The sequence below is a fragment of the Anabaena sp. CS-542/02 genome, assembly GCF_028331085.1.
GTDB lineage: Bacteria > Cyanobacteriota > Cyanobacteriia > Cyanobacteriales > Nostocaceae > Anabaenopsis > Anabaenopsis arnoldii.
In genome coordinates, this window is sequence record NZ_JAQMTM010000037.1 from 1 (window position 1) to 12,102 (window position 12,102).

The window sequence follows — 12,102 nt, forward strand, 5'->3', positions numbered from 1 at the left end:
TCAATGGTAAACGCGTCGCGATGTCCTTTCTTTTTAAACTTAGGATATCCACCTTTACCGCTAAAGAATCTAGAGAAAGAATCGCCTAGATGGTCGAAAGCATATTGAGTTATTTTCTGGCAAATACCCTTTTCTTTAATCCACTCAAACTCAGGTTTAACATGATTATTAAAGAATTTCTTCAGAATATATTTGTTGGGCTTTAATCCATCTTTATAAAGATTATTCCAAGTCGCTAAACCCCAGTTATAAGTAAACCTGGCAATACCTGCGTGTTTATTCATTATTATTTCTTGGGTTTTACTCAGTTTTAACTTTGTTTTAATGGATAAAAGCATTGCTCGACCTCAACACTGTGTAATGTCTTGACTGACACCCCAATTTTCTTTGCAAACTCATGAGGTTTAAACATAAATACACTTATAGGTTTGTAGATAAGTGTATAGGTTTGTCTATCTAATTGTCAACTAGGCTACTACTCTAAATTCGTAGGTCAGATTAAACACTTTCATCACGTCCTACCTATATTATCCATTATCTGTTAACTTCCGTCACAGCGAAAACTAACACAGCGATGAAAATCGCCAGCGCCCTACATCCCCAGGTTTAGAAAAGCGGGGCTTTAGTCGCGTTTCTGGTAAATACTTAAAAATCCCGGTCATCAACAAAAAACTCGGCATCATCGTCAATGGACTGACCCCGCCAAGAACCTGTCATACGCCAAAGTGGCTGTAGTAATGCCATTCCCAATAAACCTGCACCGGCAGTGAATGCCATTAATAAACCTAATGGGATTTGAATCGATTGAAATGTTAAGAATTTTAAAGATACAGGTGTGGCATTTTGGACTGAGATAATAGCGATGGCGACTACCCAAATAGCCACTATTAAAGATATCAAAATCGGAATAAAATTTTTCATATTTTGCAGCATAACAATACTAAAGAAACTTACCTTGGTAAGTTTCTTTAGGGGGATCAGGTGTTAAACAGCTACTGGTTCTAGTTTAGCGATGGCACTTTCCATCTGTTGAGCGACCTTGGCCAGTTTCTCAGCGGAGTTGGTTTCCAGATAAACACGTACCAGAGGTTCTGTACCGGAGGGGCGCAACAATACCCAACTACCTTCTTCTAAGTACAGCTTAATCCCGTCTTTGCGTCCAACTTCTTTAACTTTAATTCCCGCCACATCAGAAGGGGGATTTTGAGTAAACGAGTCAATCACAGCGGTTTTGTGTGCCTCCGTCAGGTGTAAGTCAAGACGGTCATTGTAAAGCGGTCCATCAGCCTCGGCGATAGCTTCTTTAACCAATTGACTCAGGGGTTTACCTTCATAGGCGATGGCTTCGGCAACTAGCATATCAGCTAAAATACCGTCCTTTTCGGGAATATGCCCAACTATGCTTAAGCCGCCTGATTCTTCACCCCCAATCAGTACGGTAGTTTCCCGCATTTTTTCACCAATATACTTAAAGCCTACAGCTGTTTCATAAATTGGCAGCCCATATTTAGCCGCGAAATTATCCAGCAGGTGAGTTGTGGCTACAGTCCTGACGATAGCGCCGGTTTTACCTTTATTTTTGATTAAATGACGTGCTAGTAATAACAGCACAGTATTGGGGGTGAGGACATTTCCTTGTTCATCAACGATACCAAAGCGATCGCTATCACCATCTGTAGCCAGTCCCAAATCAGCTTGATCGGCACGTACGGCCTCCACCAACCCGACTAGTTGTTCACCTTTGGGCTCTGGCATTCCGCCACCAAATAGGACATCACGATTAGTGTGGAAGCTTTCTAACTGACAGTTACACTGTTGCAAAACTTCATCCAAATAGCCGCGAGAAGTAGAATAAAGCGCATCGTACTTCACCTTTAAATTCGCACTTTTAATCCGTTCTATATCCAGTAAAGTGTAGATAAACTTGAGATACTCGGGTTTGGGGTCAAAAATGGAAATTTTACCCACAGGACTACTGCCAGGCAGGGCATCAGATGCACTGTCAATATTAGCCACAATTGTATCAGTAATTTCTGGTGTAGCTGGTCCTGCATAATCAGGGATATATTTAATTCCACAGTAAGGCGCTGGATTATGGCTAGCAGTAAACATCAGAGCACCCGCCGAATTCAAAAGCCGGGCGTTGTAGGCAATTACTGGTGTGGGGCAGTCCCGATCAGTAATTTTCACCGTCCAACCCAAGTCTGCCAAAACCTCAGCAGATGTTTGGGCGAACTGGTCAGCCAAAAATCTAGTATCGTAGGCAATTAGAACCGGTCTATCTTTTGAGTAAGCTGTTTCGAGGTAACTTGCGATCGCCCTGGTGACTTTCCGCACATTTGGGAAAGTAAAATCATCAGCGATGATTCCTCTCCAACCGTCAGTACCAAATTTTATTTGACTGGAATTGCTACTAGCGCTCATTTTTACCACTTTCTCCCTGATAACTTTAATCCTATAGGAAGCTTCCCGCAAAGCGTGCCTAGCCGCAAGTGTCCCCCAATGTATTTTTTCTCACTGAGCATTGAGCAAAGTCATTTTCTAATCGACCTTTTGCCAGTTATCACCTTTAGTCTTTATTTGCCCGATCAACAGGACAAGAACCTTGGCACTACCAGATGAGAAGGGGGTTGATTAAAGCACGCCAACATAAACCACAAATCAAAACGCTGTTAGTCTCCGAAATCAAGAGCGACCTACATCCCCAGGCTGAGAAAACCCACATAACCCTGGTTGCGTTTATGGCTAACGCCACGCGATCGCGATCTGTAAAGCTACTGGACTGCAGCGAATTGGTATCCCCGCCGAAAAAAGCGTTGATGAATTCCATCATAATTGACATTTGTTGACCAAATCCAACGGTGTCGAACAAGCTGCACAACTCTTAAACTCAAGCAACTCCACTCAACCATTACAACAAGATAGCGCCAGCGCTGCGGCCAGCAGATCTCGTGCGACAAGTTACACAAAAATATCACGATAGTCCATTACCTTTAGATCACCAATCACCAATGGCTAATCGCTAAATGGCGGTAATTCTTTAACAATTGTAAAGCGAATGTGATTAATGGCCAAGTCGCCTAGGGGAATGTCTTCTTTGGTCAGCCGAACACCTTGACTACTCAAGGTTTCAAAGGGTATACCTTTGCCAATTTCAATGTGATACCAGGATAAACCCATAAAAAAGCGTGTCGGGTAGGGGCCATTGTTCCCTAAATCATCCGGATTAGATTCCATTGGTAACCAACCACAACCGGGGATGTAGAATTCTAACCAAACATGGTTAAAGTCCGGTTGTAAAGGAACTCCTTGGTGTTCGCTGTGGGGCGGACATTTATATCTACCGACAGTGCGACAGGGGATACCATTCAAACGGCACAAAGCCAGTAAAACACCTACATACTCGCCACAGGAACCAACACCCCGTTCTAAGACTAAATCAGGGGTGTCAATATAAGGTTTAATGCCGTAGGACAACTGATCATATACGTAGTTACGGATATTATACATTTTCCGCAGAAGATTAGTTTCCGAACCAATAGCTTCACGGGCAGCACGTCTGACAATGGGTGTATCCATTGCCAAATCATCATCATCCACTAAGTAGCTTTTTTGAGATTCTGGTGATACTATGCCTAAGGCCACGCTATCGCTATGGGGAATATCTTCTACATCGCTGGGAGTGATGCGATATTTAATACCTCGTACTTCCAACAATGCTTTCCAACCGAATATATGCCTTTCCCCTGGTGTCAGGGCATCAAATTTAAATACTGCTACACGTTGCCCATCTATCATTTCCTCCGTAAAAGGGATACCAATAGGTTCAACATATTGCAACTTTTGGCGTTCAGTGTTTGAGGGTAGGGCAATACGCCATTCTACATCGGGCAAATATACCTCTTCTAAGGGAGCAATTTCCTCGGCGTAGGACATTTCAATGAGATAGCCATTGGAAAGAGCGTAGTGTTTATCTGCCTGGTGATGGTAATGTAGCGGGTGAATGAAAGTGCGATCGCGGTATGTGAGTTCATGACAAGGATCAGCATTAGGGTTATCCCGGATATAAGGTTCTTCTGAGGCATAGGCCACAAAAAGAGTTTCTTTACCTGTCTGTTGATTAGTATGTATGGCAATACCCGTGGGAGATTCAAATGGTGTTAACACGCTGAATTGAACTTCTCCAGTGGCTCTGTCCATAGCATAGACTGTTTGCTCCGTGCGATCGCAAACCCAAAGCGTATCACGGTTGACTGCCAAATTTTCCACCCCCACACCCGGTGCATAAAACCGAGTAATTTCCTTGCGAGTATTGCCGTCAAAAATCAGAATAGATCCGAGTTTTTGGCAACTAACGTAAACTGTTGATTCCCAAACAGCAACGCCATCAGCAGCATAAGGTAGGGTGACAAAATGCTCTAGACCCAAAGACGAGAGTTTGGACAGATAAACACTGTTTTCCCGCGTTACCCACAGGGAGTCTGACCATACTGCTAGTCCTGCAACATCGCGAAATTCCCTGATTTGGTGGGGATTGCGGATTTTGCTGTTATCAGATGTGGGGTCAATCTCCAGTAGATGTCCTTTAATAGTATCAATGGCGAGCAGTGTATCTTGGATGAAAGCAATGCCACAAAGAGTGGCTGCTGTTAAAGGTCGAATTGTTCTGTGACCAAACATTGGGCTGGTAATCAAACTAGGAAGTGCAAAACTCATATTAAGCCAAAATTAAATTAACCGTTTAGCACACCCAGAATTAATTTTGGCATATTTTTGATCACCAAAATCCTGGCTTTTAGAGATAATTTACTAGAATTATATGTCATTAATAATACATTTAACGTATAAATACATAGGTGATGATTCCAAATAAACTAGTAACCTGTGTTTGAGTTTCAGATCCCGGACTTGTTTCATAAACTCCAGACTCTTGAGCATCTACACTAGAAGTCCGGGATCTGCACCGAATTACATCTATAGCAACGGACAGGGCGGTTAGAACAGGACAAAATTACCAAACCATGTCCTTGTACATCTGTTTAATCGTTTAGCGCTAGAGCAGGTGACTACCTACGTATGCCCTGGTAGGTCTTTAACTCTTACCTCTAACGTAGTACCTTTTGGGTACTGAGTCTGGTCAGATTAGGTATCTTTCAAGCCCCGCACTAAAGGGCTGGGGTTTCTGAACTTTAGTTGATGCTAGAAAGGTCATCTTTAAATTATGATCTAACTTTGTAACCATTTCGGTGTGACATACACAATGTCTGGTAAATCTGAGTCCCAAGGTCTTGGTGTTTGGCATAGTTGGGAAGTTGATCAAGCCATCAACCTGCTTAATAGTAACGCAGAAAGTGGCTTAAAAGCCGAGGAAGTGCCACAACGTCAGCAAAAATACGGTGAGAACGAACTCGAAGAAAATAATGGTCGCAGTTCCTGGGAGATACTGCTAGATCAGTTCAAAAATATTATGTTATTGATGCTGATTGCAGTAGCCGTAATTTCCGCATTTTTGGACTTCATGGCTTGGCAAGTCGGAGAAATTGCTCCCGGCGAAGTGCCATTCAAAGATCCCATCGCGATTATGGCAATTGTAGTTCTCAATGGCATACTTGGCTATGTCCAAGAAACCCGCGCAGAAAAAGCCCTAGCCGCCTTGAAAAAACTGACTTCTCCGAACGTGCGAGTTATCCGTAGTGGCAAATACATAGAGATATCCGCCAAGCAACTAGTCCCAGGGGATGTGATGCTGTTAGAAGCCGGAATGCAGATAGCCGCTGATGGACGCTTAATCGAACAGTCTAATTTACAAGTGCGGGAATCAGCGCTTACAGGTGAAGCAGAGGCGGTGAGTAAGCAAGCTAATTTAGTATTACCGGAAGAAACATCATTAGGCGATCGCATCAACTTAGTCTTTCAAGGAACTGAAGTCGTCCAAGGACGGGGCAAAGTCCTGGTAACTAACACAGGGATGGAAACCGAACTGGGTAAAATTGCCGCCATGTTGCAGTCCGTCGATAATGAACCGACACCTCTACAGCAACGCATGACCCAGCTAGGTAACGTCCTAGTTACAAGTTCCCTCGTTCTCGTCGGCATAGTAGTACTAGGCGGTATTATTCAAGCCAGAGGATTGGCAAACATTCGAGAACTCTTAGAAATTTCCTTGAGTATGGCAGTGGCCGTAGTTCCAGAAGGTTTACCCGCCGTGATCACCGTCACCTTAGCCTTGGGAACACAGCGTATGGTACGCCATCATGCCTTGATTCGCAAGCTACCAGCCGTAGAAACATTGGGTTCTGTAACTACAATATGTTCCGATAAAACTGGCACATTGACCCAAAATAAAATGGTAGTCCAGTCAATTTATGCCAATGAAAATATATTTCGGGTCACAGGAGAAGGCTATACACCCATAGGGGAATTTCAGTTAGATAATCAAACCATTCTTGTCGAAGATTATCCCGAAATTTCCGCTCTCATGGTCGCTTGTGCTATTTGTAATGATGCTGTGCTGCAAAAAGAAAAAGGTGAATGGGCAATTTTAGGAGACCCCACCGAAGGAGCATTAGTAACATTAGCGGGAAAAGCTGGTATTGAGAAAGACCAGTGGTACAGCAAATTACCCCGCGTCAGTGAGTTTCCTTTTGACTCAGAACGCAAGCGCATGAGTGTAATTTGTCAGGTTGAAGTAGAGACATCCCCCCCTGTAGAGACGTCCCAGCAGAAGGTCTCTACTATTGACGGGGTAATTACCAACTTAATAGCGTCTCAACCTTACTTAATGTTTACCAAAGGTTCACCGGAGTTAACCTTAGCACGTTGTACTCAGATTATTTTGGGTAACAATTGTCTGCCATTGACAGATAATCAACGCGCTGAAATATTGGCAGAAAATGACCGGATGGCAAGCCAAGGTTTACGAGTCCTAGGTTTCGCTTACAAACCCCTGCTACAAATCCCAGAAGGGGAAGGGGAAAAATGTGAGGTAAACTTGGTTTGGTTAGGCTTAGTCGGGATGCTAGATGCCCCACGTCCAGAAGTTAGAGCAGCAGTGCAAGAGTGTCGCCATGCTGGAATTCGTCCCATGATGATTACAGGAGACCACCAACTCACAGCACGGGCGATCGCCATTGATTTGGGAATAGCTCAAATAGGTGATACAGTGCTGACAGGTCAACAATTGCAACACATGACCGACCAGGAGTTAGAGCAACAAGTTGACATAGTAAACATCTACGCCAGGGTCGCCCCAGAACACAAACTGCGAATAGTGCAAGCTCTTCAACGTCGGGGTAAATTTGTCGCCATGACGGGCGATGGTGTCAACGATGCCCCCGCCCTCAAACAAGCTGATATTGGCATAGCCATGGGCATTACTGGTACCGACGTCAGTAAAGAAGCCAGTGACATGGTACTACTGGATGACAACTTTACCACCATTGTTGCAGCCACCAAAGAAGGAAGAGTAGTTTACACCAATATCCGCCGTTTTATTAAGTATATTCTTGGTAGTAACGTGGGGGAAGTTCTCACCATTGCCTCAGCCCCACTGCTAGGACTAGGCGGCGTTCCCCTAACACCATTACAAATTCTCTGGATGAATTTGGTTACAGACGGTTTACCAGCATTAGCCTTAGCTGTAGAACCCGCAGAAGCAGATGTGATGAAACGTCCGCCTTTTAGTCCCCGGGAAAGTATTTTTGCTAGGGGGTTAGGTTCTTATATCATTCGGACGGGAATTATTTTTGCTGTGATTACCATTATTTTGATGCTGTGGGCATACAATCACTGCCAAACACCTGTTCAGGGGCTTGACCCAGAACGATGGCAAACAATGGTATTTACTTCCTTGTGCATAGCACAGATGGGTCATGCGATCGCCATTCGTTCTCATAACAAATTAACCATAGAGATGAACCCCTTCTCTAATATGTTTGTCCTGGGGGCTGTAGTTTTGACAACCATATTACAGCTGATACTCATTTACTTACCACCCCTGCGAGCCTTCTTTGGTACTCATTGGCTACCTCCCACAGAGTTGGCTATTTGTTTCGGTTTCAGTGCTTTGATGTTTGTCTGGATTGAACTCGAAAAGCTTTTCTTGCGCCTGAAGGGTAGAAGCAGTTTTGACCGGTGACCAAATTCATGGGGTCTTTTATCTGGGCTCCTAGCCAAGGGCGTGAATGACCAATCACCAATGACTAATGACCATGATTTATGTACCTCAAAAACCTACACCTGAGACAATTTCGTAATTACCAAGACCAAAAAGTTGAGTTCACTGCTCCTAAAACAATTTTGGTCGGTAATAATGCTCAGGGAAAATCTAACTTGTTAGAAGCGGTCGAATTACTGGCTACATTGCGATCGCATCGCATGGGGTGGGTGAAGGATTTCATTCAAGCAGGAAAGGAAATAGCTCAAATTAATGCCACCCTAGAGCGGGAAAATAGCACCAGTGATTTGGCGTTAACCCTGCGCAGCAATGGTCGCCGCAGCGTTGCGATTAATGGTGAGTCTGTACGCCGACAAATGGATTTTTTGGGTGTACTTAATGCTGTGCAGTTTTCTAGCTTGGATTTAGACTTGGTACGGGGTGGACCTGATGGTCGTCGAAACTGGCTAGACACACTGTTAATTCAACTCGAACCGGTCTATGCTGACATTTTGCAGCAATACAACCAAGTATTACGCCAACGCAACGCTTTTCTAAAAACAGTAGAGACGTCCCGGCGGAACGTCTCTATCAACTCAGCAGCCCCTAATGGAGATGGGATTAATCCCATCTCTACATTGGCTATATGGGATGCTCAGTTAGTTACCACTGGAACCAAGGTAATTAGAAGACGCCATCGTGCTATTCAAAGACTAGCTCCCATTGCTGCTGCTTGGCACGCTAGTATTAGCAGTAGTACAGAAATTCTGCAAATTAATTATGTGCCTAGTGTACCCTTTGACTCCAGCCATCCAGAAGATATCAGTCCAGCCTTTTTAACCAAAATTCAACAACGAACTGCCGCGGAACTGTACCGAGGTACCACCCTTGTCGGACCTCATCGCGACGAAGTAGAATTAATGATTAATGAAACACCAGCCCGTCTGTACGGTTCCCAAGGGCAACAACGAACTTTAGTACTAGCTCTCAAATTAGCAGAATTACAATTGATTTCAGAAGTAGTCCAAGCACCGCCCCTGCTATTACTGGATGATGTTCTGGCTGAATTAGACCCATTTCGCCAAGATCAATTACTCAATGCCATTCAAGACCGGTTTCAAACTCTAATTACTACCACTCACCTCAGTTCTTTCGATGCTCAGTGGTTGAATTCCTCCCAAATTCTGCTTGTAAAGTCGGGAGCGATTGAAGAACGATATAGCAGCAATGACTAACGACTAATGAGTAATAATAAATTGAGTGGATAAACTCTACTGGCTGGATCAAATTCAACTCCAAGACCGCCGTCAGGTAGGAGACAAAGCATTCTACCTGAGCAAGATTATGCAGCGTGGCTACCCGGTGATACCTGGTTTTGTAGTTTCAGCAGAAGTTTTGCGAGAATTTCTGGCAACTCTCAATAGTAAGTCGGCTTTAGGAGCAGATTTACCTTATTCCTCTTTGCACCTAGATGTAGCTAATTGGCGACAACTTCAGGTGTTAGCTGGTCGCTTGCGTCGGGAAATTCTCACCGGAACCGTACCACCACAGTGGGTAAACCAAATTTACCAGCAGTCCAGAGAATGGGATACCAGTTATGTGATTTTGCGTCCCAGCTTGGCTCTATCGGGTATGATGCCAGAGATGGGAAATCCCTCTGGGTTGTTGGATGCAGTTTTTTGCCGGTGTGATGAGGAAAAGATAGCTTCGGCATTGAAACGTACCTGGAGCCAGTTATTTCGGGCTAGGAGTCTACTGTATTGGCGGCGAATGGGGGTTAACCTGCAAAAAATTAATTTAGCGGTGTTGGTGCAACCAGTAGAAAATGCTATTGCTAGTGGTCTTCTGTACGCCCATTCTACTACCACGCCACTGAAGGTATCAGAGTGGACAATAGAAGCGACTAAGGGATTAGGAATAGCAATTTCTCAAGGCGATGTACTACCGGATGTCTACTATGTCCAACTGGAAACAGGGCTGGTACTAGAGAGACATCTAGGCCATAAAATAGTAGCTTATGGCTTCCCCCATGAGCTATGGCTACGCCACGCTAGCTATCAGCCAAGTGGTTTTCATGATACTAGTACTCTGGATTCATCCGAGTTAGTCCTCACGGCAGATCATAGTGATATAGTGACTTATATACTTAGTCAGCAGGAACAAAAGCAATTCGCTTTATCAGAAGAACATCTGCAACAAGTGATGACTCTGGGACATCAACTTGTGAGTGAAATAGGAAACAACTTTAGCATTAAATGGACTATCTCAGCAGACACAGCAAAGCCTAATCTCTACTTGACTCAAGTTAGTTACCCTACTAAGTCTACAGTTCCATGGCTAACCCCACGCGATCGCTATCAGATAGGAATGGCGGCTACGCCACGCAAGCTCATAAAACCAACCGCCACGCAATCGCTATCCCAAAGAATCCTTACCTCTTTGAAAGCCGACCAACCCACGCCGGCTATAATTACAGGTATCCCAGCATCAGGGGGACGTGTGAAAGCAACTGCTGTTGTAATTACCGATGCTGATAATAAACCAAGACACATAGATAAAGGAGTAATTTTAGTAGTACCAACGATTACGCCTGATTGGTTGCCTTTATTACAAAATATTTCCGGTCTGATCACTGAGAAAGGGGGATTAACTAGTCATGGGGCAATTCTGGCGCGAGAACTGCGTATCCCCGCCGTGGTTAATGCGGTGGATGCCACAGTTTTGATTAAACACGGTGAGGGGCTGCTTGTGGATGGTGATCAGGGCGAAATTTATCCCCATGGCTACGCCACGCAAGGTATCAGAGGCGATAAAACACCAGCACAAGAGAGTCAAGAACTAAATCCCGCCACTATCCCGCCATCTCCCCAGTTTCAGATCCCCGAGTTGTTTCATAAACTCCAGACTCTTGAGGATATACAGAAAAGTCCGGGTTCTCCCCATCCTCCTAGTGTTCCTGATTGTCCAATGATTTCTACCCAGTTGTTACTTAACTTGAGTCAGCCGATATTAATTGAGTCTGCTCAAAGTTTACCGGTGGATGGGGTGGGATTGTTACGTTCGGAATTAATGTTACTCAATATACTAGAAGGTGAACATCCTCAGAGTTGGCTGGTCAGTGGTCGTGAAGCAGAATTACAGGAAAAATGGACAGAGCAGATTATCCGCTTTGCTGCTGCTTTTGCGCCGCGACCAGTTTTTTATCGTTCTTTGGACTGGCCATATACTACAGGTAACCCACCTGATCTGGAGTCCCCCAGCAATACCGACAGCGTAGCGTTAGCCATAGGCGCTCCCCCCAGTACCATTGGACATCGCGGTACATTTGGTTATTTATGCCAGCCGGCAGTGTTTGAGTTGGAACTCACAGCTTTGGCAACTGTGCAAAAAGCTGGATACACTAATATTAATCTATTGTTGCCTTTTGTTCGCAGTGTAGCGGAGTTTTCTTTTTGTCGGGAGAAGGTTGAAAAAGCAGGTTTAACCCAAGTACCCCAGTTTCAACTGTGGATAATGGCAGAAGTTCCCAGTGTGCTGTTTTTGCTGCCAGAATACGTTAAAGCAGGTGTAGCTGGTATTTCCATTGGTACAAATGACCTCACTCAATTACTCTTAGGAGTAGATCGAGAACAAGGAGATATGAATAGAGTATTAAATGAACTTCATCCGGCGGTCATGGGGGCGATCGCTCAATTGATCCAAATGGCACAAACTGCGGGGATACCCTGTTCCATCTGCGGTCAAGCGCCCGCGATTTATCCAGAAATTATCGACCAGTTAATACAATGGGGTATTACTTCTATTTCTGTAGAACCAGAAGCAGTAGACAGGACATATAGAGCGATCGCACGTGCTGAACAACGCCTCATTCTAGCCGCAGCGAGAAACCAACTTCAAGATTAGTAACCTGTTCAAGTTTCTAATTAAGTCCATAAAAAACTATCATA

Annotated in this window: 7 protein-coding genes and 1 pseudogene; 4 read left to right on the top strand and 4 right to left on the bottom strand. The window is 44.4% G+C overall.

All coding sequences use genetic code 11. The annotated features are described in order from the left end of the window. From PN447_RS03220 to PN447_RS03230, 3 genes are all read right to left on the bottom strand, one after another. On the bottom strand, positions 1-338 hold a 338-nt coding region (locus PN447_RS03220; RefSeq protein WP_271760780.1), incomplete at its 3' end, for a helix-turn-helix domain-containing protein. Positions 339-645: 307 nt separating this feature from the next. Next, positions 646-921 carry a LapA family protein gene (locus PN447_RS03225; protein WP_271760781.1) on the bottom strand — a complete coding sequence of 92 codons (276 nt, stop codon included), beginning with the start codon at positions 919-921 and terminating at the stop codon, positions 646-648. A 63-nt stretch (positions 922-984) separates the two neighbouring features. Beyond that, the gene (locus PN447_RS03230; RefSeq protein WP_271760783.1) at positions 985-2,424 is read right to left on the bottom strand and encodes a phosphoglucomutase/phosphomannomutase family protein; all 1,440 of its coding nucleotides are present in this window, start codon (positions 2,422-2,424) and stop codon (positions 985-987) included. A gap of 110 nt (positions 2,425-2,534) precedes the next feature. On the opposite strand from PN447_RS03230, the pseudogene PN447_RS18685 reads away from it, so the two are divergent. Further along, positions 2,535-2,675 (top strand): annotated as a pseudogene (locus PN447_RS18685) (PD-(D/E)XK nuclease family protein); the annotation flags it as partial. Between the two features lie 340 nt (positions 2,676-3,015). Here the strand turns inward: PN447_RS18685 and PN447_RS03240 are convergent. Next, positions 3,016-4,716 carry a transglutaminase domain-containing protein gene (locus PN447_RS03240; RefSeq protein WP_271760785.1) on the bottom strand — a complete coding sequence of 567 codons (1,701 nt, stop codon included), beginning with the start codon at positions 4,714-4,716 and terminating at the stop codon, positions 3,016-3,018. A 544-nt stretch (positions 4,717-5,260) separates the two neighbouring features. Between PN447_RS03240 and PN447_RS03245 the strand changes: the two genes are divergently transcribed. The 3 genes from PN447_RS03245 to PN447_RS03255 all read left to right on the top strand — a co-directional run bounded on the left by PN447_RS03245 (position 5,261) and on the right by PN447_RS03255 (position 12,058). Then, on the top strand, positions 5,261-8,137 hold the full coding sequence (locus PN447_RS03245) for a cation-translocating P-type ATPase (RefSeq protein ID WP_271760787.1): 2,877 nt from the start codon (positions 5,261-5,263) through the stop codon (positions 8,135-8,137). 80 nt (positions 8,138-8,217) lie between these two features. Next, entirely contained in the window at positions 8,218-9,390 is a 1,173-nt protein-coding gene (gene recF / locus PN447_RS03250) for a DNA replication/repair protein RecF (RefSeq protein ID WP_271760789.1), read from the top strand. A gap of 25 nt (positions 9,391-9,415) precedes the next feature. After that, the gene (locus PN447_RS03255; protein ID WP_271760791.1) at positions 9,416-12,058 is read left to right on the top strand and encodes a putative PEP-binding protein; all 2,643 of its coding nucleotides are present in this window, start codon (positions 9,416-9,418) and stop codon (positions 12,056-12,058) included. Positions 12,059-12,102: the final 44 nt, after the last annotated feature.

What these genes read in the sequence shown, in the direction of transcription:
- PN447_RS03225 (WP_271760781.1), bottom strand. Translation starts at nt 921, where the DNA reads ATGAAAAATTTTATTCCGATTTTGATATCTTTAATAGTGGCTATTTGG.
- PN447_RS03230 (WP_271760783.1), bottom strand. Translation starts at nt 2,424, where the DNA reads ATGAGCGCTAGTAGCAATTCCAGTCAAATAAAATTTGGTACTGACGGT.
- PN447_RS03240 (WP_271760785.1), bottom strand. Translation starts at nt 4,716, where the DNA reads ATGAGTTTTGCACTTCCTAGTTTGATTACCAGCCCAATGTTTGGTCAC.
- PN447_RS03245 (WP_271760787.1), top strand. Translation starts at nt 5,261, where the DNA reads ATGTCTGGTAAATCTGAGTCCCAAGGTCTTGGTGTTTGGCATAGTTGG.
- recF (WP_271760789.1), top strand. Translation starts at nt 8,218, where the DNA reads ATGTACCTCAAAAACCTACACCTGAGACAATTTCGTAATTACCAAGAC.